The following is a 20,242-nucleotide window of genomic DNA, read 5'->3' on the forward strand; positions in this document are numbered from 1 at the left end:
ATTTCCCCGTTGTTACACAGTTCGCCGGAGCTACACCTCGACGTAGGAGAGCTGCGGCTCCGATGCGGCCCCGGCACCGGGCCCGGCCGCCGGGGCGGGGGCCGGCGCGGGCCTGCGCAGGTATACGGCCCAGGTGACCGCGAAGCACACCGCGTAGACGGCGAGGAAGGAGACGAAGGCCGGGGTGCCGGTGCCCTGGGTGAGGAAGGACTGCCGGAAGGCGAGGTTGATGCCGAGGCCGCCGAGCGCGCCGACCGCGCCGATCAGGCCCATCGCGGCGCCGGACAGCCGGCGTCCGTAAGCGGCGGCGGCCTCGCCGGTCAGGCCCTTGGCGGCGGCCTTGGCGGCGTAGATGCCCGGGATCATCTTGTACGTGGAGCCGTTGCCGAGCCCGGTCAGGATGAACAGGGCGACGAAGGCGGCGGTGAACAGCGCCAGCGACTTCTGCGCGGAGGCGACGACGATCACGGCGGTCGCGGCGGCCATCGCCAGGAAGTTCCACAGGGTGATCCGCGCGCCGCCGAAGCGGTCTGCGAGCCGCCCGCCGACCGGACGGATCAGCGAGCCCAGCAGCGGGCCGACGAAGGTGATGGACGCGGCCTGCAGCGGGGTGCGGGCGAACTGGTTCTGCAGGACGAGGCCGAAGGCGAAGCTGTAGCCGATGAAGGACCCGAAGGTGCCGATGTAGAGGAAGGACATGATCCAGGTGTGGCCGTCCTTCACCGCCTCGACGGCCGCCCCGGTGTCGTTCCGCACGGGCGCCAGGTTGTCCATGTAGAGGGCCGCGAGCGTCGCGGCGATCACGATCAGCGGGATGTAGACGGCGAGCAGCAGCCGCGGGTGCCCGGCGCCCGCCGTGCCGATGACCAGCAGGCCGACGAGCTGGATTACGGGCACGCCGATGTTGCCGCCGCCGGCGTTGAGGCCGAGCGCCCAGCCCTTCCTCCGGAGCGGGAAAAAGGAGTTGATGTTGGTCATGGAGGAGGCGAAGTTGCCGCCGCCGACCCCGGTCAGCGCCGCGACGGCGAGGAAGGTCTTGTAGGAGGTGCCCGGCTCCATGACGATCGCCGCGGCGATCGTGGGCAGCAGCAGAGTCAGCGCGCTGACGACGGTCCAGTTGCGGCCGCCGAAGCGGGCGACGGCGAAGGTGTACGGGACACGGACCACGGAGCCGACCGCGGTGGCCGTGGCGACCAGGAAGAACTTCCCGGCCGGGTCGATGCCGTACTCCGGGCCCATGAAGAGCACCATGACCGACCAGAGCGTCCAGATCGAGAAGCCGATGTGCTCGGACAGAACGGAGAAGACCAGGTTCCGGTTGGCGACGCGCCTGCCGCCGTTCTCCCAGAACTCCTCGTTCTCGGGGTCCCACCGCTCGATCCAGCGGCCCCCCTTGCGTGCTGTGGTGCTCGCGGCGGTCATGACGCCTCCAGGCCCTGATGTCGCGTGTCGGGTGATGCCCCACGACAGTAGGAACGGTGCGTTTCCGCCCGATGGCCTGAGGTGACCGCCAGGCAACCTTGCTCTCACCCCGCGCGCGGCCCCCCTGTGAGCGCCGGGGGCGCCATCAGACGGGCGTCCGGCTCCGGCAGCCAGGCACCGTCCGGGCGGGTGAGCCAGTCGCCCTCCGCGGCGAGCCGGTGCGCGGCCGAGCGCAGGGCGTCCAGCCCCGGGTGCCGCAGTCCGCGCCGCCACACCACGGAGACCGGGGCCAGCGGCACGGGGCCGGTGAGCGGCCGCAGCACGAAACCGGGCAGGTCGATGAACTCGGTGCTGGCCAGTACGGGCCAGCGGTGCTTGCGCACCAGCCGGACGAACTCCTCCGGGCCGTCGATCGCCGGGAAGGGCGCGGCGACGGCGATGCCCCGGCCCCGGAAGAGCCGCTCGGCCAGGTCCGTCCACTCGGCGGTGTCCGGGTTGCCGGCCGCGGCGTACAGCGCCTCCCCGGCCAGTGCCGCGAGCGGCACCTCGGCGAGCGCGGCCAGCCGGTGGTCCGCGGGGAGCAGCACCGCCATCCGCTCGTACCGCACGGGCCGGTGCTCCAGCCGGTCCAGCACCGCGGGGGCCAGGCCCGCGGCCCGGCCGAAGGAGACGTCCAGGCGGCCGGCGAGGATCTCGGCGGCGGCACCGGTCAGCCCGCTGTGGAAGCGCGCGGTCAGTTCGAGCTCCGGCGCGGCGGCGCGGGCGGCGGACAGCACCCGGTGCCCGGTGCCGACCGGCGCCCCGGTGTCCACCAGCAGCGGGCGGCCGGCGGGCGCGAAGGCGGCGGCCAGTTCGTCGTGGGCGGCGAGCACCCCCCGGGCGTACGGCAGCAGCCGCTCCCCCTCGGCGGTCAGCCGCACCGAGCGGGTGGTCCGCACGAACAGCTCGGCCCGCAGTTCGCGCTCCAGGCGCCGCACGTCCCGGCTCAGCGCCTGCTGGGCGATGTGGAGGCGGATGGCGGCCTGCGTGAAGTGCAGCTCCTCCGCGACGGCGGTGAAGGCCCTCAGCAGGCGCGGGTCGATGTCGTGCGGCATCCGTCCATTGAACACGTCCGCGATTCACAACGGGACCGCGTCAATGGGCGCTGATCAGGTGTTGGACCGCTCCCGGGGCGGACCGCGAGGGTGATCGCATGACCGCGTACGCCTTCGCCGCCCCCTACCGGCGGCTCTTCTCCCTGCCCGGCACCAGGGCCTTCGCCACCGGAAACCTCCTGGCCCGGCTCCCGATGGGGATGTTCGGCGTCAGCGCGGTCATCATGATCGCCGCGGGGTACGGCTCGTACGCGCTGGCAGGCGCCGTCACCGCCACCGGGCTCGCCGCGACGGCCGTGGTGGCCCCCTGGACCGCGCGCCTGATCGACCGGCACGGCCAGGCCCGGGTCGCCGTGCCCGCGGCCGCGCTGGCCGCGCTCGGCTCGCTCGCGCTCGTGCTCTGCGTCCATCTGCACGCCCCGGCCTGGACCCTGTTCGCCGCGTACGCCGCCACTGCGACGACCCCGAACACCGGCGGCATGGCGCGGGCCCGCTGGGCGCACCTGTACCGGGACGACGAGCGGGCCCGGCACGTCGCCAACTCCTTCGAGCAGGCGGCGGACGAGGTCTGCTTCATGCTCGGCCCGGTCCTCGGGGCCTTCCTGTGCACCTCGCTGTTCCCCGAGGCCGGCACGGTGACGGGGGCGGTGCTGCTGTTCGGCGGCATCCTGCTGTTCGCCGCGCAGCGCGGTACCGAGCCGCCACCCGTGCCGCGTGCCGCGGCCGGCCCGGCGGCGGGCGCGGGGCGCGCCGCGGTGCCGGCCGTGCTGCTGACGTTCCTGGCGACGGGGGCCGTCTTCGGCGCCCTGGAGGTCACCACGATCGCCTTCGCCGACGCCCGGGGGCATCGCGGCGCCGCCGGGGCGGTCCTCGCCCTGCAGGCGGCGGGCTCCTGCGCGGCGGGCCTGCTGTACGGGCTGCGCCGCCCTCGCGGGACGGCGGGCGGCCGCTTCGCCGCGAGCGTCGCGCTGATGGCCGCGCTCATGCTCGGCCCGCTTCCCGCCGCCGCCCTGGGCGGCCTGTGGCTGCTCGCCCCGGCGCTGCTGGTCGCGGGGATGGCCACCGCGCCCACGATGATCAACGGCATGGCCCTGATCCAGCGGCGGGTCCCGCCGGGCCGCCTGAACGAGGGCATGACCCTCGCCGTCACGGCCCTCCTCGGCGGCATCGCGGCGGGCTCCTTCGCCGCGGGCTCGGTCATCGAGAACTGGGGTCCCGCCCCCGCGTTCGCGATACCCGCCGCCGCCTCCGCCACCGCCGCTCTGATAGCGGCGGCCTCCCTCCGGACGGCCCGGGAGCGGGGGCGGACCCGTCCGCCGGTCCCTTCGTCGTCCCTGACAGATGGGTGAACTGCGCCAGCCGAATTGCTCGTTACCGTTCACGGCATCTCGCCGCCATGACAATGACGCGGGGTGACGAACGAACCCGGAAACGACGGAAGGCGATGCCCGCCGCGCAGTGCGCGGCGGGCATCGCCTTCCGTTGGGTCAGTGGAGATGGCGGGAATCGAACCCGCGTCCTGTGGTGCGGAATCAGGGCTTCTCCGAGCGCAGTCCGCTGTGCTTTTCTCGGCCCCGGCAGTCACGCGGACAAGCCGCCGACGGGCCCAGCCACTGTTTGGTTTCCCACCGAGCCCCGTGGCCGGGCCCAGTGGTTTAGTCCCCTAGCTGATGCCAGGATCCGGGTCGGGAACAGCCCCGGGCTGACACTCCGCGGAGTCTTCGCTAGCTGCTAATTAGGCAGCGAGGGCGAAGGCGGAGGAATCGCTCTTGGAATTGGCGATTATTGTTTTCGGCATATGGTTTACGAGATCATTGCCGCTTCCTCGGCTCGCTTCCCCTGCTTCGACATCCCCAGTCGAAACCGATCATCCCCTTGTTGATTTTTCAAGCTGCTCACCGGACGGTCACCGCCCGGTGGTGCTGGAACCATCGTACGTGACCAACGCGCACGGTGGCCAGCGCATTCCCGCGCGTGCGGCGCGGGCGGCGTTCACTGCCCGCGCTGCCGGCGGCGCGCCGCGGAGATGGCGCGGTCCGCCTCGCGGCGGTCCTGCTTCTCCCGCAGGGTCTGCCGCTTGTCGTAGTCCTTCTTGCCCTTGGCCAGCGCGATCTCGACCTTCGCCCGGCCGTCCTTGAAGTACAGGGCGAGCGGCACGATCGTGTGGCCGGTCTCCTGCGACTTCTGGAAGAGCTTCTCGATCTCCGCGCGGTGCAGCAGCAGCTTGCGCTTGCGCCGCGCCGAGTGGTTCGTCCACGTCCCCTGGGTGTACTCGGGGATGTGCACGTTGTGCAGCCACGCCTCGCCCCCGTCGAGCTGGCCGAAGCCGTCGACCAGGGAGGCACGTCCCTGGCGCAGTGACTTCACCTCGGTGCCGGTGAGCACCAGGCCCGCCTCGTAGGTGTCGAGGATGTGGTAGTCGTGCCGCGCCTTCTTGTTCTGCGCGATCAGTTTGCGACCCGTTTCCTTTGCCATAGCGCGGCCATTCTCGCACCTCGGCGGGGCCGGGGGTACCGGTTTGCGCCCCGGTCAGCGGGCCGGCGTGCCGAGGCCGTCCAGCACCTGGAGACCCTCGGCCTCGGCGTCCGCGCCGCCGGAGACCTTGAGGTCGGGCTCGACCCCACGGCCGTCGACCCCGCGGCCCGCGGGCAGCCGGTAGTGGCCGACCGTGAGCTCGGCGACGGAGCCGTCAGAGAGCCTGCTGGGCATCTGCACGGAGCCCTTGCCGAAGGTGCGCGAGCCCACGACGACGGCTCGGCCGCGGTCCTGGAGGGCACCGGCCAGCAACTCGGCGGCGCTCATCGTGCCGCCGTCGACGAGCACGACGAGCGGGGTCTCGGTGTCACCGGCCTCGTCCGCGTAGAGCGCCTGCTGCTTGCCGTGGACGTCGTACGTGGCGACCAGGCCCCCGTCCAGGAGCGCGGAGGCGACGCCGACGGCCTCCGTGACGAGACCGCCGGAGTTGCCGCGCAGGTCCAGGAGTATGCCCTCGCCCCCGGACCGCTCGGCCAGGACGTGGCGCACCTGCTCGGCGACGCCCTTGGTGAAGGCGTCGATCTTGACGTCGGTGACGCCGCCGGCGAGGTGCCGGACGCGCACGGACTCCGTCGGCAGCAGGGCGCGCCGCGGAGCGGCCTCCCAGGAGCGCGCGCCGCGCCGCAGACCGAGGCTCACGGCGGTGCCGGTGGCGTTGGAGCCGCGCAGCCGGGCAACGACCTCGGTGACGGGACGGCCGGTGACCTCCGTGCCGTCGATGCTCAGCAGCCGGTCCCCGGCGTGGATGCCGGCCCGGGCGGCGGGGCTTCCGAACTGGACGCGGTCGATCTCGATGCGGCCGCCCTCGGTGCGCCGGACCCAGAGGCCGACCCCCACATACCGGCCGTCGAGGGACTGCTGGAAGCCCTCGTACTCCTGGGCCGTGTAGAAGGAGGACCAGCGGTCGCCGCTGCGGCTGACCAGGGCCTCCGCGGCCTGCGGGCCGACCTTGCCCTCCGCGATCGCCTCGGCGATCTCGTCGGTGTCGGCGACGGTGCCGGCCGGGATGCGGGAGCCGCTCGACGTCCCGCGGTCACCGCCGAGTACGTCCCCGAAGGAGCCCGCCGCCGCGCCGGTGGCCAGGACCGCGCCGAGGACCAGCGTCAAGGCCGCGACGCGGCGCATGCGGCGTGGTCTCCCGGGCGGACAGTGGCTCAGCACGTCGGGCAGTCTAGGCGAGAAGCGGGCGCTGTACGGAAAGTTGGCCGTGCAGCGCCCTTGGCGCGAATCACACCTTGAGGTATTTGCGCAGCGCGATGAGGGCCGCCATCGCGGGCATCAGCATGCCCACCACCAGCACCAGCGGCAGCACCTGTGCCACCTCGCCCCAGCCCAGGAAGTTGATCAGCGGGACCTTGGTCTGCAGCGACAGGCCGTGGTCGATCAGGAAGTAGCGGCCCACGAGGAGCATCAGACAGGCCAGGCCGCCGCCGACCAGACCGGCGAACGCGGCCTCCATGATGAACGGCATCTGGATGTAGAAGCTCGACGCGCCGACCAGCCGCATGATCCCGGTCTCACGGCGCCTGCTGAACGCCGACACGCGCACGGTGTTGACGATCAGCATCATCGCCACCGTGAGCATGAACGCCAGCACCACCAGCGCCGCCAGCGTCATGCCGTTGAGCAGCCCGAAGAGGTTGTCGAGCAGGGCCTTCTGGTCCTGCACCTCCTGAACGCCCGGACGGCCCTGGAAGGCGCTCGCGACCACCTGGAACTTCGTCGGGTCCTTGAGCTTGACCCGGAACGACTCCTGCATCTGGTCCGGGGTCAGCGAGTCGGCCAGCGGCGAGTCGGAGAACTGCTCCTTGTAGTGCTTGTACGCGTCCTCCGCGCTCTCGTGGAAGTACTTGTCCACGAGCGGCAGCGCCTTGAGCTGCTTCTCGATGTCCTGCTTCTGCTCCTCGGTGACGGCGCCCTTGGTGCAGTTGGGGTCGGTCTTGGCGTCGTTCTTGTTGCAGAGGAAGATCGACACCTGGACCTTGTCGTACCAGTAGCCCTTCATCGAGTCGACCTGCTCACGGGCGAGCCACGAGCCGCCGGCGAGCGCGAGCGAGAGGGCCACGGAGACGATGACCGCGAAGGTCATGGTGAGGTTCCGGCGGAGGCCGACGCCGATCTCCGAGAGCACGAACTGGGCGCGCATGTTGTCCTTTCAGAAGGCCGCGGTGTGCAGGGCGGGGTCCGGCTCAGTGCTGGTAGCCGTAGACGCCGCGGGACTGGTCGCGGACCAGTCGCCCCTTCTCGAGCTCGATGACGCGCTTGCGCATCTGGTCGACGATGTTCTGGTCGTGGGTGGCCATCACCACGGTGGTGCCGGTCCGGTTGATCCGGTCCAGCAGGCGCATGATGCCAACGGAGGTCTGCGGGTCGAGGTTTCCGGTCGGCTCGTCCGCGATCAGCAGCATCGGGCGGTTGACGAACGCCCGGGCGATCGCCACGCGCTGCTGCTCACCACCGGACAGCTCGCCCGGCATGCGGTCCTCCTTGCCGCCGAGGCCGACGAGGTCCAGCACCTCGGGGACCGTCTTGCGGATGGTGCCGCGCGGCTTGCCGATCACCTCGAGGGCGAACGCCACGTTCTCCGCGACCGTCTTGTTGGGCAGCAGGCGGAAGTCCTGGAAGACGGTGCCCAGCTGCCGGCGCATCTGCGGCACCTTCCAGTTGGACAGCCGCGCGAGGTCCTTGCCGAGCACGTGAACCACGCCGGTGTCAGTCCGCTCCTCGCGCAGGATCAGCCGCAGGAAGGTCGACTTCCCGGAGCCGGAGGAGCCCACCAGGAAGACGAACTCGCCCTTCTCGATTTCCAGCGAAACGTCCCGAAGTGCAGGACGGTTCTGCCGGGGGTAGGTCTTGGAGACGTTGTCGAATCGGATCACGGTCGCACTCCGGATACAGGGGATCGGAGGCGACCTTACGCGAATGGCCGCGGCCCGCGCAGTCCGCGGTCCGGGATGACGGGTTTATTCACCGACCACCGGGGGACAAAGCAGGCATTGGCCACATGGTTCACTCTTCGGAGTCGCAGGAATCGCGCGGGGCGCGCCGAGCGTCCCGGAAACTGGCACAGTGGTCGGGGGGCTCGGGAACGTACCATCCCTGTCGCGCGTTGTTCATGGAGCGGCCGCCCGGCCGCCTGGGAGGAGGCGACCGCATGACAGTCGACCGACTGGTGTGCGCCAATTGCGCCGGCCCCGTCAGCGAGGGCCGCTGTGCGGTCTGCCGCGCCCACCGCGCCCGCATGCAGCAGGAGAACCCCTTCGCGGCGATCTCCCCGGCGGCGCTGATCGCCCTGCTGGTGGCACTGCTCGCGGTGGCGTGGGTGGTGCACGAGGCGGCCGTGTAGCGGCACGCACACAAACGGCAAGTACAAGGGGCCCGGAGCGTACGACGCTCCGGGCCCCTGTCGCGTCTCCCGGCCACTGCGGGGGCCCGCATACGCCCGGGGACGCGCGGGGGCCCGCAGCGCATGTGGCGCATGCGCTGCGGGCCCCTTGCGCGTTCTCGCGTCTGGGCGCATGGGCCCCGGACGTCAGACGGCGGTGTTGCGGCCACCGCCGACCAGGCGCGGCATCACGCGGAAGCCGATACCGCCCGCGATCATCGTGGCGGCGCCGACCAGCAGGAAGAGGGTCTCGCCGGCACCGGTCTCGGCCAGCTCCTCCTTGGTGTCACCCTGGGTGACGACCTCGCTGCTGCCGGCGTTGTCGGTGTTGGTGTTGTCGGCGCAGGTCACGCTGTCACCGTCGAGGGTGCAGGTGGTGCCGCCGTCGGAACCGCCGGTGCCGCTGCCGCCACCGTTGCCGTTGCCACCGCTGTTGCCATTACCGCCGCTGTTGCCGTTGCCACCCGTGCTCGGGTCGCCGGTCGTGGGGTCGCCCGTCGTCGGGTCGCCCGTCGTCGGGTCGCCCGTCGTCGGGTCGCCCGTCGTCGGGTCACCGGTCGTCGGGTCACCGGTCGTCGGGTCACCCGTCGTCGGGTCACCCGTCGTCGGGTCACCCGTCGTCGGGTCACCCGTCGTCGGGTCGCCCGTCGTCGGGTCACCGGTCGTCGGGTCGCCCGTCGTCGGGTCACCGGTCGTCGGGTCGCCCGTCGTCGGGTCGCCCGTCGTCGGGTCGCCCGTCGTCGGGTCACCGGTCGTCGGGTCGCCCGACGTGGGGTCACCCGAAACTCCAGAGGTGGGATCTTCGTCGCCGGTCACAGAGGCGGAGATGCCGATCTCGTCGGAGCCGGCGCTCAGGCCGAGGTTCACACCGACCGCCTGCGCGGCACCGGCGGCGGTCAGCGAGGCGCCGGCCGCGATCACCGCGGCGGCGGCTATGCGGGCCACTCGCAGCCGCGTGTTCTTCTTGCTCATCTGGCAACTACCCCCAGTAGCTTCTCGTCAATGGAGCAGCGTGCGGAGGGGGAGCGTCCTGAGGGGCGTTGAGAATCCAAGGTCGTGGCCTGGGCCACCGACCGCGCTCGCCCCCGTTCGCTCACGCCCCAGTCATGCGCATGCCGCGCATCACCATTCCCAGAATTCACAGCGTCGTCAAGGCCGTTCCAAGCGCAATGCCGGGATTGGCCGACTATGCCGCCCAGTTGGTTGTGCGGCTGTGACCCGAAACGCACAACTGCCACCCATCGGGCGGCAGTTGTGAGAATTCTGGAGAGAGGGCGGAGCGTCAGACCCCGGCGCCCTGCTCCTGCTGCTTGCGCCAGCGGATGCCGGCCTCGAGGAAGCCGTCGATGTCACCGTCGAGGACACCCTGCGGGTTTCCGACCTCGTAGTCCGTCCGCAGGTCCTTGACCATCTGGTACGGGTGGAGCACGTAGGAACGCATCTGGTTGCCCCACGAGTTGCCGCCGTCGCCCTTGAGGGCGTCCATCTTGGCCTGCTCCTCCTGACGGCGCCGCTCCAGCAGCTTGGCCTGCAGCACGTTCATGGCGCTGGCCTTGTTCTGGATCTGGGAGCGCTCGTTCTGGCAGGAGACGACGATGCCGGTCGGGATGTGGGTGATCCGGACCGCGGAGTCGGTGGTGTTGACGCCCTGGCCACCGGGGCCTGAGGCGCGGTAGACGTCGATGCGCAGCTCGGTCTCGTCGATGTCGACGTGGTCGCTCTGCTCGACGACCGGCAGCACCTCGACACCCGCGAAGGAGGTCTGGCGCCGGCCCTGGTTGTCGAAGGGGGAGATGCGGACGAGCCGGTGCGTGCCCTGCTCGACCGAGAGGGTGCCGTAGGCGTACGGCGCCTTCACCACGAAGGTCGTGGACTTGATGCCGGCCTCTTCCGCGAACGAGGTCTCGTAGATCTCCGTCGGGTAGCCGTGCCGCTCGGACCAGCGCAGATACATGCGCTGCAGCTGCTCGGCGAAGTCGGCGGCGTCGACGCCGCCCGCCTCGGCGCGGATGTTGACCAGCGCCTCGCGCGCGTCGTACTCACCGGACAGGAGGGTGCGCACCTCCATCTCGTCCAGCGCCTTGCGGACCGACTCCAGCTCGGTCTCCGCCTCGGCGCGGGTGTCCGCGTCGTCCTCGGCCTCGGCCAGCTCGAAGAGCACCCCGAGGTCGTCGATGCGGCCACGCAGCGCCTCGGCCTTGCGGACCTCGGCCTGCAGGTGCGACAGCTTGCTGGTGATCTTCTGCGCCGCCTCGGGGTCGTCCCACAGTGACGGCGCCGCCGCCTGCTCCTCGAGCACGGCGATGTCGGCCCTCATCTTGTCGAGGTCCAGAACGGCCTCGATCGAGGCCATGGTCGACGAGAGGGACTTGAGCTCTTCGGATACATCCAGGACTGCCACGTCCCCCAGCGTACCGGCACGCCGAGCATTGCTGCGCCGGTGAGCCGGGGCGGGCGGTACGGGGGCGGGGAGTCCCCCGGTGTTCAGGCGGGGACGGGGGCCGACGCGTGGGCGAGCGTGCCGTCGGCGCGGCGCAGGTAGAGGGTCAGGGTGTCGCCCGCCGTGGTCAGGGCCGGGTGGGAGGGGGTGGAGGCGGACAGCGGCACGGGTGTCCAGTCGGCGCCGTTCGAGACGGCCGCGGCGAGGGCACCGTCGTCGGCGGGGGCGAGGACGAAGAGCCGGCCGCCGGAGACGGCGGGCTCGGGACGGCCCGCGGCGTCGAGCCCCATGACGATCTCGGAGGGGCGCCAGGCGCCGTTGACGTACGGCAGGCGCAGCACGGCGCCGTCGGCCTTGCGGACGGCGAAGGCGTCGAGGGTGCCCGGCGCCGCCGAGACCAGGCCGGGGGCGGCGGTGACGCGGCCCGCGGTGGGAACCAGCGCCCAGGCGTTCCAGCGGCCGTCGACCCAGGAGGAGGTGACCAGGTCCCCGCCGGAGCGGCCGACCAGGTCGATGCGGCCCGGCGCGGAGGAGGCGGCCGCGGGCGTCGTGGTGAAGGTGGCGGGCTGGTCGACCTGGTACCAGTCGCCCCAGGCGCCGCCGCTCAGAGTGCGGCGGTAGACCTTGTGGTCGGTGCCGAGGGCGAAGACGTCCAGCTGCCCGGCGCGTGAGGAGACGACCGAGGGGTCGTCGGCGACGCTTATGCCGGTCAGCCGGTGCCAGGCCCCGGACACCAGGTACCAGATGTTCTTGTCGCTGCCCCGGGTGAAGACGTACGTCGTCCCGGACAGGGAGATCGCGCGGGGGCCGCCGATCGGCCGGACGCCGTGGCCCGGGAAGGCGGGCAGCGCGGTGTAGCCGGACCAGCGCAGTCCGGCCTCCTCGGCGGTGCCGGCCGGGCTGCTGACGGCGCCCTGCGGGGAGGCCGCGGCGCCGGTGGGGGCGGTCGGCGTGGTCGAGGCATCCCCGGACGGCTTGTCCTCGCGGCTTGTGGAGCCGCCGTCGTCGTCGGAGCCGGAGGCCGCGATGGCCCAGCCGCCGAGTCCGGCGACGACCAGCGCGGCGGCCGCCGCGGCGCCGATCCTGGCGCGGCGCCGCTGGAGCGCGTCGGGGACGGCGCGGTGGCGGTGCCGGGGGCCCTGGCCGGGCACCGCGGCGGGCCGGGCGCCGGCCAGCTCCTCCGCGGTGGGCAGTTTGATGCTCGTGTGGGTGTCGCGGGTGGAGTCCGGGGCGGAGCCGCGGACCAGGGGCACCGCACCGCGCGGGCGGCCGGCCGGCGGGTCGTACGGCTCCCCGACGGAATCGGGGTCCTGGTCGTAGGCCTCCTCGCCGTGGTGGTCGCCGGGCGCGTCCACCTCCAGCGGGGGCAGCCCGGCGAGCGAGGGGAGCAGCTCGCGCAGCCGCGCGCCGACCTCCGCGGCGGTCAGGCGGGAGGCGGGGGCCTTGGCGAGGCACTGGGAGAGCAGCTGCCACAGCTCGTCGGGCAGGTCGGGCAGCGGCGCCACGGACTCGGTGACGTGCCGGCGCAGCACGGCGCCCGGGTGGCCGCCGCCGAAGGGGGTGAAGCCGGCGAGCAGCTCGTACAGGACGGTGGCGAGCGCGTAGATGTCGACGGAGGCGCGCGGCGGGAGACCCTCGATGATCTCGGGGGCCAGATAGTCGGGGGTGCCGATGATGCGCGTGGCCCGCGTGCGGCGCGGTGAGTCGACGAGCCGGGCGATGCCGAAGTCGGTGAGGAGCGCCGGGGGCGCTCCGCCCGGTCCGGGCGGGGCGGCGGAGTCCAGCAGGACATTCTCCGGCTTGACGTCGCGGTGGACGACGCCCGCGGCGTGGGCCGCGGCCAGGCCGTCGGCGACGTCCGCGGTGATGGAGACGGCGGCCTCGGGAGCGAGCCTGCGTTCGCGCTCCAGGCGTGAGCGCAGGTCCGTGCCGCGGACGAGGTCCATGACGAGGGCGAGGTCGGTGCCGTCGACCACCAGGTCACGGATGCCGACGATGTGCGGGTGGTGCAGCGCCAGCAGGGCCGTGCGCTCCTGGACGAAGCGGCCGACGAGGTCCTGGTCGGAGGCGAGGTCCTCGCGCAGCAGCTTGATGGCGACCGGGCCCTCGGGGCCCTCGCCCAGCCACACCGTGCCGGCGGAACCCCGCCCCAGCACCTGGTGCGCGGTGTACCGGCTGCCGATCTTCCGTCCCAAGGCTGCTCCGACTCCTCCGACGTGCCGTCGTGTTGGCGACAAAGCTACGCGGATGCGAGCCGCTTGGGGGAACCTGTCGGGGGTGAGTGCGGCTTCTCCGGGAGAAATCACCCTCCAGAAGTCGACAAATCACCAACACCGGCCCCACCGGGCGGTGATGGCGGACCGGCCGGCGTTGACGGAGCCGCACCGTCGCAACGTCCCGTAGGGCGGGGCGCAGTGGCTGTGGCTGGACGTCTCGGCGCGGGTCGCCGCGACCGCGCGGGGGGCGTTTCGCGCGGCGGCCCGGGCGGTTCGACACCTGCCCGGGCCACGCATCGCCGGAGTCGGTGCTCGTGAGGCTCTCCGGACGTCCTGTCGCTACTGGGTGCCGCCGGTGGCCCCCGTGCCGCCCGAGGAGCCGCCGAGGCCCGAGACCCAGTCCCAGAAGTTCTGAACGCCGTCGCTGACGGTGCCCCACAGGCTCTTGCCGGTGTCCAGCCACTCCGGGACGGGGGTGAGGTACCAGACGAGCACGACGATCACGATCAGCACGACGATCATCGTGAAGCAGCCCTTGAGGCACCCCAGACCCGGGATCTTCATGGGGTTGGCGCTGCGCTGCCGCGGCTCCCGGTGCGGGGCGGGCTCGGGCGCGGGCGGGCGCTGGGGCTCGTACCGCTGGTGCTGCGGCTGCTCGTAGCGCGGTGCGGGCTGCTGCGGCCGCGGGGCGTACTGCTGGGGCTGCTGCGGCTGCTGGGCGTACTGCTGCGGATGCGGCTGCGGCGCGTAGGCGGGCTGCGCCGGCTGTCGGTACTGGGGCTGCTGCGGCCGCTGCTGGTACGCCTGCGGGGGTTGCTGCGGCGGCTGTTGCTGCTGGGCGGCCTGCCGGCGCGGCCGGCGGCGCAGCGGGTCCTGGTCCGGGTCCAGGTACTGGATCTCGGTCTGCTCGGCGCGCGCACGGGCGCGGTTGAGCTGCGACTCCCACGGGTGCGGGCCCTGCGGGGCACCGGCGTCCGGCGGCCCGTCCGGCGTCGGCGGCATCACACGGGTGCCGTCGCCGGACCCGGCCGGTGCCGAGCCGCCCGGGATCACCCGGGTCGCGTCGGCCGCTCCCGCCGCGGAGGCGGGCAGGACGCTGGTGGCGGCATTGGGGTCGTACGGGTCGTACGCGCCGACGGGCGACCGGTTCGGCAGCACCTGCGTGGGGTCTGCGGTGCCCGGCGGGACGAGCGGGGTGTCCGGGACGGTGGCCGGGGCCGGGTCCGGCGCGAGCAGCGCGGCGACGCCGAGCGCCGCCTCGGCCTGCGACGGCGAGGCGTGCACGCCCACCCCGGCCGCCACCACGCGCAGGGCGCGGGCCAGGTTCTCGGCGCTCGGCCGCTCGCCGGGCTCCTTGCGCAGGCAGCGCTCTATGACCGTCCACATCGGCTCGGGCACCGTGGTGGGGCGGCGCGGCTCCTCGCTCAGGTGCTGGTGCAGCACTTCGAGCGCGCTCTCGCCCCGGAAGGGCGGGCGGCCGGTGACCAGCTCGTAGAGCAGGATGCCGGCGCCGTAGATGTCCACCGCCGAGGTCTGCGGACGGCCCTGGGCGGACTCAGGCGCTATGTAGGCGGGCGTCCCGACGAACTCGTGGGTCCGGGTGACGCCGGGCGAGTCCGCCAGCCGCGCGATGCCGAAGTCGGTCAGCATCGGGTGCATCTGCTGGGTGCCGTCCGGGCCCGCGACGGTGGCGAGCAGGACGTTGGCGGGCTTCAGGTCGCGGTGGACCACGCCGTCGGCGTGGCTGGCGGCGAGCGCGTCGGCCACCGCTGCGGTCAGCAGGGCGCCGCCGACCGGCGAGAACGGGCCGTTCTCGCGCAGGTAGCGGTAGAGGTCGGGGCCCTCGACCAGGTCCATCACCAGGGCCAGCAGTTCACCCTCCACGACCAGGTCGCGGACCCGGACGATGTGGGGGTGGCGCAGTCGCAGCAGCACCGAGCGCTCCCGGAGGAAGCGCATGACGATGTCGGGATCGCCGGCCAGCTCCTCCTTGAGCACCTTGATGGCGACGGTCTCGCCGGTGTCCCGCACCTGGGATCGCCACACGGTGCCCGTGGCTCCGCGCCCGAGCGGCTCCACCAGTTCGTATTTGCTGCCTACCGGCCGCACGTTCGCGCTCCCTGGATCTTGGCCTGGTCCCTGGCCTGTTTCGCCCACTGTAGTGCCGCCACGTGAGAGCGGGGCGGGTTCCGGTACGGGGCGGGTGTGGGGTTAGGACGCGGGGTACGGTCGTTTGGTTGCTCTTTCCGCCCAATGCTGACCATTCAAGATCGCAAAGGTGGGCACCGGCGGCGAGCTGTCGGCGGCGAGTGGGAGGATGCGTCTCGCGGACCGCGCATCGCCGAGCAAGCTGACCGAGCTGAGCAAGGGGAGCCTGCCGGTTCGCTCTTGTACGTGTCGACGTCCCGGGCACGGCGGGGTGGGGTCGGGGGCCCGCGCCGCGGTGGATCCGGGCAGAAGGGACCGTGGACGGAGATGCAGATCCGGCTGACCGTTCTCGGGCCGCGCGGCGGCCGCGCGGCGCGCTCCTGCGACGTGCTCGTCACCGCGCCCGCGGGCACACCCCTGGGTACCGTGGCGGGCGCGCTCGCGTCCGGCTCGGGCGGCTCCGGGCAGCCCGCGCGGTCCTCGAAGTCCACCCCCCCGCTCTATGCGGGCGCCGAGCGGCTCGATCCGGCCACCGCCGTCCTCGGGGTGCCGCCGCTGGTCGACGGCGCGGTCCTCTCGCTGCACGCGCCCGCCGACGGGCACGGCTCCGGCCGCCCGACGGCCGCCGCCCGGCTGCACGTCGTCGGCGGGCCCGACGCCGGCGGCGTCCACCTGCTGCAGGGCGGCCGGATCCGGGTCGGCCGGTCCGCCGACGCGGACGTGCCGCTGGACGACCCGGACGTCTCCCGGCTGCACTGCGCCATCACGGTGGACGGGGAGGGCCGGGTCACCGTCGCCGATCTCGGCTCCACCAACGGCACCGCCCTCGACGGCCGTCCCGTGGGCGAACGCGCCGTCCCCTTCCCGGCGGGCGCACTGCTGCGGATCGGCGAGTCGACCCTCCGGCTGGAACCGACGCCCCCGGGCTCCGCCGTCCCGCCGCCGCCCGCCTCCATCCCCGCCATCCCCGACGCCGAGGGCCACCTCCACGTCACCCTCCCCCCCACCTCCTGGCCCGACAGCGGCCCCGTGGCGACCTGGCGTCCCGCGCGTCCGGCATCCGGCGGGCAGGACGCCCGGCCCCCCGCCGGGGCCGCCGCGCCCGGCGGCGGCCCGACGACCACCGGCACCGGGGCGGGCAGCGTCGGAGCGGGCACGCCGGCCCCGGCCCCCGGGGACGAACCCGCACCGGTCGCCCAGGGCACCCCCGCCCGGCGGGACACCCCGCAGCGCGGCCTGTCCGAGGAGACCCGCACGGTCGCGCTGCCGCAGGGCCGCCGCGGCGGCGGGCGCGCCGCCGAGGCCGGCAGCCGGATGGCCGGGGCCATAGGGAGCTGGGCCAAGCGCCTGGCGGCCGGACGCGGCGTTCCCGGCGCCGCGGGCCCGGAGGGCGGCGGGCCGCACGACCCGGCCGACGCCGCCGCGCTGCGTGACCGCTGGCCGGATCCCGCGGCCGTCCTGCTGACCGCGCTGGGGCCGGGCCCGCGGCTGTGGGAGCGCGCCCCCGGGCATCCGGACCTGCTCACCGTGCGGCTCGGCACCGCCGACCTGCCCGCCGAGGACGGCTACCGGACACTGCCCGCCGTGCCGTTCACCATCGATCTGCGCGACCCGCACACCCATGTGCTCGGCCTCGCCGGTCCGCGCCCCCGGCTGTCCGGTCTGGCCCGGGCGGTGATCGCCCAGCTGTGCGCCCTGCATGCGCCCGGCGTGCTGGAGGTCGCCCTGATCAGCGCCGACCGCTCCCGCCCCGCCGAACAGCGGGCCGAGGAGTGGGAGTGGCTGCACTGGCTGCCGCATCTGCGTCCCGCGCACGGCCAGGACTGCCGGCTGCTCACCGCGGTGGACCGCGAGCAGGCGGAGGCCCGTGTCGCCGAGGTGGTCCGGCGCATCGAGGAGGGCCCGCTCGGCTCCGGCTGGGCGACGGCCTCCCCGGAGGAGGTGGCCGAGGCCGCGGCGCACCGCGAGGGTCCGTACACCCTGCTGGTGATCGACGGGGATCCGGGCTCCGCCTATCTGCGCGAGGCCGCCGACCGCATCGCGGCCGCGGGGCCGTCGGTCGGCGTGCACCTGCTGTGCCTGGCCGAGAACCCGGAGCGGCTGGCCGCGCGGTGCGGCGCCGTCGCCGTGCTGGAGGGCGACGTCGCCACGACGCTGCGGATCGCTCCGCACGGCCCGGAGCACCTGACGATGGAGGCGGTGTCCGCGGCCTGGGCCGAGCGCTTCGCGCGGGCCCTCGCCCCGCTGCGCGAGGGGGACGCCGCGGCGCCCCGCCGTACGCGCTCCGCGCTGCCGCCCACGGCCCGGCTGCTCGACGAACTGGACCTGGCGCTCGCCACCCCGGCGAAGATCGCCACCCGCTGGGCCGAGCCCGCGCCCTCCGGAGGTGCCGCCGCGGCCGTCCTGGGCGCCGGACCGGAGGGCCGGGTCCTGGTCGACCTGGTCGCCGAGGGGCCGCATCTGCTGGCCGGTGGCGCCGCGGGTTCCGGCAAGACCGAGCTGCTCCGCTCGGTGGCCGCCGCCCTGGCCGCCGCCGAACGTCCGGACCGGCTTGCCCTCGTCCTGGTCGACGGCGCCGGCGCGGAACGCGGAGAGGGGCTGCGCGCCTGCACCGATCTGCCGCATGTCTCCACCTATCTGTCCGCCTCCGACCCGGTGCGGATGCGGGAGTTCGCACAGGCGCTGGCGGCGGAGCTGAAGCGCCGTGACGAGCTCCTGGACGGGGCGGACTTCGGGCAGTGGCACGAGCGGCGCCGCGTGCCGGCGGTGCCCCGTCAGGCAGAGCCCGGCCACGTACCGGCGACCTCCGCGGACCCGCAGGTGCGCGGGGCGGTGCGGGTGCGGACCCGCACCACGGAGCCGCTGCCCCGGCTGGTCGTCGTGGTCGACGACTTCGACGCCCTGGTCGCCCCCGCGCTCGGCAGTCCCGGCCGCCCCGCCGCCGGTTCGGTGGTCCGCGCCCTGGAGAGCGTGGCGCGCGACGGCGAGCGCCTCGGCGTCCACCTGGTCGCCGCGACCGGCCGCCCGGAGCGCACCGCCGGCACCGACACCGACGACGCGGCACGGCTGCGGATCGCGCTGCGCACGGCGGAGCCGGAGTCGGCCGCGCTGCTGGTCGCCGTCGAGGAGCCGGCGGCCCTGGACGACTCCCTGCCCGGGCGCGGTTATCTGCGCCGCCCGGACGGCGCCGTCACCGCCTTCCAGGCGGGCCGGGTCAGTGGCCGGATCCCGCGTACGGCGACACTGCGCCCCACGGTCGTCCCGCTGGAGTGGGACCGCATGGGCGACCCGCCGACCCGCCGCCCGGTCCGCGAACTGGGCAACGGCCCCACGGATCTTGCGCTGTTGGCCAGTGCCCTGCAGCGAGCCGCGGAGTCCGCGGCGGCCGATCCGGCGCCGCCGCTGCTCTGATCGGCGCCGCGTCCCGTACGCCGGTCACATGAAGGTCACGATCCAACCCCCGTGCGCTGAGGCGCTATTGCGGCGGTTATCGGACAAGGCGTAGGACTGAACGCGGAACAGCGGATGACGCGGGGACGGGACGCCCGGCGCAGCTGCCACGGCCACAGGGCGGGCTGCCACCGCGGCGTGGGTCCGCGCTGAGGGGATGGGCAGGCAGATGCGGACATCCAGCAGGCGCACGCGACGTACACGCGAAGTGGTCGTCGCCACGGTGGCGACGGCCGCCCTGGCGCTGACGGCGGCCGGTTGCGGAGGCGACGGCGACAAGGGGACCCCGGACGGGGGCAAGGGCGGTTCGGGCCAGAGCGGCAGTGTGTCGCTGCCGGACCTCAAGGGGCAGAAGCTCGAGGTCGCGGCGGTGTGGACCGGACCGGAGCAGAAGCACTTCCAGAAGGTGCTGGACGAGTTCGCCAAGCGCACCGGAGCCGAGGTCGGTTTCGTGCCCACCGGTGACAACGTCTCCACCTTCCTCGGTACGAAGATCGAGGGCGGCCGGCCGCCGGACGTGGCGTTCCTGCCGCAGGTCGGGGTGTTGCGGCAGTTCGCGCAGAAGGGCTGGCTGAAGCCGCTCGACGCCGGCGTCCAGGACCAGTTGGACAAGAACTTCTCGCAGGGCTGGAAGGACCTGGGCGCGTACGAGGGCAAGCAGTACGGCGTCTACGCCAAGGCCGCCAACAAGTCGCTTGTCTGGTACAACACCACGGCCTTCGAGAACGCCGGGATCGCCGAACCGCCCAAGACCTGGGACGACTTCCTCCAGACCGCCGAGACGGTCTTCGAGTCCGGCACTCCCCCGGTATCGGTCGGCGGTGCGGACGGCTGGACCCTCACCGACTGGTTCGAGAACGTCTACCTCTCCCAGGCCGGGCCGGAGAAGTACGACCAGCTGGCCGACCACAAGATCAAGTGGACCGACCCCTCGGTGAAGGACGCGCTCACCACCCTCGCGCAGCTCTTCGGCAGGAAGGACCTGATCGCCGGCGGCCAGAACGGCGCCCTGCAGACCGACTTCCCCAAGTCCGTTACCCAGACCTTCACCGGCAACCCGCCGAAGGCGGCGATGGTCTACGAGGGCGACTTCGTCGGCGCGTTCATCGGCGACAACACCAAGGCGAAGGTGGGCGAGGAGGCCAAGGTCTTCCCCTTCCCCGCGGTGGGCTCCGGCAAGGCGCCGGTGGTCAGCGGCGGTGACGTCGGCGTGGCGCTGAAGGACTCCAAGGGCGCGCAGGCGCTGCTGACCTTCCTCGCCTCCACCGACGCGGCACAGGTGTGGGCCTCCTCGGGCGGCTTCGTCTCCCCGAACAAGTCCCTGGACCTGTCGGCGTACCCCGACGAGGTCTCGCGGTCGATCGCCCAGGGCCTGGTGGCGGCGGGCGACGACTTCCGCTTCGACATGTCCGACCAGGCCCCGGCGGCGTTCGGCGGCACCGCGGGCAAGGGCGAGTGGAAGGATCTCCAGGACTTCCTGAAGAACCCCTCCGACGTGGCGGGCGCGCAGGCCAAGCTCGAAGCGGACGCCGCCAAGGCGTACGCCGGATAG

At 73.3% G+C, this 20,242-nt stretch carries 14 protein-coding genes and 1 other RNA gene; 4 read left to right on the top strand and 11 right to left on the bottom strand.

What is annotated here, in order from left to right; genetic code table 11:
• Window positions 1-30: 30 nt before the first annotated feature.
• Both ACWDAS_RS34045 and ACWDAS_RS34050 read right to left on the bottom strand, forming a co-directional pair.
• Window positions 31-1,422, bottom strand: a complete 1,392-nt coding sequence (locus ACWDAS_RS34045) for a nitrate/nitrite transporter (protein WP_450398608.1) — start codon at window positions 1,420-1,422, stop codon at window positions 31-33.
• A 104-nt stretch (window positions 1,423-1,526) separates the two neighbouring features.
• Window positions 1,527-2,516 (bottom strand): LysR family transcriptional regulator, encoded by a 990-nt coding sequence (locus ACWDAS_RS34050; RefSeq protein WP_450398610.1) that lies wholly within the window; start codon window positions 2,514-2,516, stop codon window positions 1,527-1,529.
• Between the two features lie 98 nt (window positions 2,517-2,614).
• On the opposite strand from ACWDAS_RS34050, the gene ACWDAS_RS34055 reads away from it, so the two are divergent.
• The gene (locus tag ACWDAS_RS34055; RefSeq protein ID WP_450398611.1) at window positions 2,615-3,865 is read left to right on the top strand and encodes an MFS transporter; all 1,251 of its coding nucleotides are present in this window, start codon (window positions 2,615-2,617) and stop codon (window positions 3,863-3,865) included.
• Window positions 3,866-4,004: 139 nt separating this feature from the next.
• Here the strand turns inward: ACWDAS_RS34055 and ssrA are convergent.
• The 5 genes from ssrA to ftsE all read right to left on the bottom strand — a co-directional run bounded on the left by ssrA (window position 4,005) and on the right by ftsE (window position 7,930).
• Window positions 4,005-4,391: a transfer-messenger RNA gene (gene ssrA, locus ACWDAS_RS34060) on the bottom strand.
• A gap of 117 nt (window positions 4,392-4,508) precedes the next feature.
• Window positions 4,509-4,991 carry an SsrA-binding protein SmpB gene (smpB, locus tag ACWDAS_RS34065; protein ID WP_450398613.1) on the bottom strand — a complete coding sequence of 161 codons (483 nt, stop codon included), beginning with the start codon at window positions 4,989-4,991 and terminating at the stop codon, window positions 4,509-4,511.
• Between the two features lie 54 nt (window positions 4,992-5,045).
• Window positions 5,046-6,176, bottom strand: a complete 1,131-nt coding sequence (locus ACWDAS_RS34070) for a S41 family peptidase (protein ID WP_450398615.1) — start codon at window positions 6,174-6,176, stop codon at window positions 5,046-5,048.
• Between the two features lie 103 nt (window positions 6,177-6,279).
• Entirely contained in the window at window positions 6,280-7,197 is a 918-nt protein-coding gene (ftsX, locus tag ACWDAS_RS34075) for a permease-like cell division protein FtsX (RefSeq protein ID WP_450398617.1), read from the bottom strand.
• Between the two features lie 43 nt (window positions 7,198-7,240).
• A complete protein-coding gene (gene ftsE, locus ACWDAS_RS34080; protein ID WP_319137190.1) occupies window positions 7,241-7,930 on the bottom strand; it encodes a cell division ATP-binding protein FtsE in 690 nt (229 codons plus the stop codon).
• A 275-nt stretch (window positions 7,931-8,205) separates the two neighbouring features.
• On the opposite strand from ftsE, the gene ACWDAS_RS34085 reads away from it, so the two are divergent.
• The gene (locus ACWDAS_RS34085; RefSeq protein ID WP_326575680.1) at window positions 8,206-8,397 is read left to right on the top strand and encodes a hypothetical protein; all 192 of its coding nucleotides are present in this window, start codon (window positions 8,206-8,208) and stop codon (window positions 8,395-8,397) included.
• A gap of 186 nt (window positions 8,398-8,583) precedes the next feature.
• On the opposite strand, the gene ACWDAS_RS34090 is transcribed toward ACWDAS_RS34085, so the two are convergent.
• The 4 genes from ACWDAS_RS34090 to ACWDAS_RS34105 all read right to left on the bottom strand — a co-directional run bounded on the left by ACWDAS_RS34090 (window position 8,584) and on the right by ACWDAS_RS34105 (window position 15,201).
• The gene (locus ACWDAS_RS34090; RefSeq protein ID WP_450398619.1) at window positions 8,584-9,408 is read right to left on the bottom strand and encodes a hypothetical protein; all 825 of its coding nucleotides are present in this window, start codon (window positions 9,406-9,408) and stop codon (window positions 8,584-8,586) included.
• A gap of 310 nt (window positions 9,409-9,718) precedes the next feature.
• Window positions 9,719-10,837: a peptide chain release factor 2 gene (prfB, locus tag ACWDAS_RS34095; RefSeq protein WP_450398620.1), complete on the bottom strand. Its 1,119-nt coding sequence runs from the start codon at window positions 10,835-10,837 to the stop codon at window positions 9,719-9,721.
• A gap of 83 nt (window positions 10,838-10,920) precedes the next feature.
• A complete protein-coding gene (locus ACWDAS_RS34100) occupies window positions 10,921-13,071 on the bottom strand; it encodes a protein kinase domain-containing protein (RefSeq protein ID WP_450398622.1) in 2,151 nt (716 codons plus the stop codon).
• Window positions 13,072-13,431: 360 nt separating this feature from the next.
• On the bottom strand, window positions 13,432-15,201 hold the full coding sequence (locus tag ACWDAS_RS34105) for a protein kinase domain-containing protein (RefSeq protein WP_450398624.1): 1,770 nt from the start codon (window positions 15,199-15,201) through the stop codon (window positions 13,432-13,434).
• A 366-nt stretch (window positions 15,202-15,567) separates the two neighbouring features.
• Here ACWDAS_RS34105 and ACWDAS_RS34110 point away from each other — a divergent pair, with 366 nt between their 5' ends.
• Complete coding sequence (locus tag ACWDAS_RS34110) at window positions 15,568-18,651, top strand: FtsK/SpoIIIE domain-containing protein (RefSeq protein ID WP_450398626.1); 3,084 nt, start codon at window positions 15,568-15,570, stop codon at window positions 18,649-18,651.
• Window positions 18,652-18,859: 208 nt separating this feature from the next.
• Window positions 18,860-20,242: an ABC transporter substrate-binding protein gene (locus ACWDAS_RS34115; protein WP_450398628.1), complete on the top strand. Its 1,383-nt coding sequence runs from the start codon at window positions 18,860-18,862 to the stop codon at window positions 20,240-20,242.

It is taken from the genome of Streptomyces sp. NPDC001070 (assembly GCF_053598835.1).

Coding starts and splice junctions, on each gene's coding strand:
- ACWDAS_RS34045 (WP_450398608.1), bottom strand. CDS start 1,422: ATGACCGCCGCGAGCACCACAGCACGCAAGGGGGGCCGCTGGATCGAG.
- ACWDAS_RS34050 (WP_450398610.1), bottom strand. CDS start 2,516: ATGCCGCACGACATCGACCCGCGCCTGCTGAGGGCCTTCACCGCCGTC.
- ACWDAS_RS34055 (WP_450398611.1), top strand. CDS start 2,615: ATGACCGCGTACGCCTTCGCCGCCCCCTACCGGCGGCTCTTCTCCCTG.
- smpB (WP_450398613.1), bottom strand. CDS start 4,991: ATGGCAAAGGAAACGGGTCGCAAACTGATCGCGCAGAACAAGAAGGCG.
- ACWDAS_RS34070 (WP_450398615.1), bottom strand. CDS start 6,176: ATGCGCCGCGTCGCGGCCTTGACGCTGGTCCTCGGCGCGGTCCTGGCC.
- ftsX (WP_450398617.1), bottom strand. CDS start 7,197: ATGCGCGCCCAGTTCGTGCTCTCGGAGATCGGCGTCGGCCTCCGCCGG.
- ACWDAS_RS34085 (WP_326575680.1), top strand. CDS start 8,206: ATGACAGTCGACCGACTGGTGTGCGCCAATTGCGCCGGCCCCGTCAGC.
- ACWDAS_RS34090 (WP_450398619.1), bottom strand. CDS start 9,408: ATGAGCAAGAAGAACACGCGGCTGCGAGTGGCCCGCATAGCCGCCGCC.
- ACWDAS_RS34110 (WP_450398626.1), top strand. CDS start 15,568: ATGCAGATCCGGCTGACCGTTCTCGGGCCGCGCGGCGGCCGCGCGGCG.
- ACWDAS_RS34115 (WP_450398628.1), top strand. CDS start 18,860: ATGCGGACATCCAGCAGGCGCACGCGACGTACACGCGAAGTGGTCGTC.